Here is a 408-nt window from a genome sequence, read left to right as displayed (position 1 = left end):
CATTAAAGATGTCGTTCGACATATAGTAAATCCTGTATTATAATGAACACAACTTAAACTTTCATAGATAGCACCATGCCAAACCTATACGACCAAGACTTACGCAAACGCACCATAGCCTACTGGCAAGAAACAAATAACAAAAGCAAAACAGCTAGAATATTCGGTATCTGTCGCAACACGCTTAACAGTTGGATAGCCTTGTACCATGACCAAGGCAATACCGAACCTAAGAAAGCACAACCAACGCGCGTAAAACACATCATCACTGACCTTGATAGCTTTTAACGATATGTCAAAGCTAAACAATTTGACACCGCTAAACAGCTACGAGAACAATATTTAAAAGACCATCCCGATGTCAGTATATCCTACAATGCGTTTGTCGATACCTTGCATCGTATTAAC

The 408-nt window shown here is 39.2% G+C and carries 1 protein-coding gene; it reads left to right on the top strand.

The annotated features are described in order from the left end of the window. Positions 1 to 75: 75 nt before the first annotated feature. The gene (locus J1781_RS26430; RefSeq protein ID WP_217232992.1) at positions 76 to 288 is read left to right on the top strand and encodes a helix-turn-helix domain-containing protein; all 213 of its coding nucleotides are present in this window, start codon (positions 76 to 78) and stop codon (positions 286 to 288) included. The last annotated feature ends 120 nt before the right edge of the window (positions 289 to 408 follow it).

The organism is Rahnella perminowiae, assembly GCF_019049695.1.
In the GTDB taxonomy this organism is placed as follows: domain Bacteria; phylum Pseudomonadota; class Gammaproteobacteria; order Enterobacterales; family Enterobacteriaceae; genus Rahnella; species Rahnella perminowiae.
Note: the sequence above shows the minus strand (reverse complement) of the source record. Positions and strands in the feature narration are given on the sequence as shown.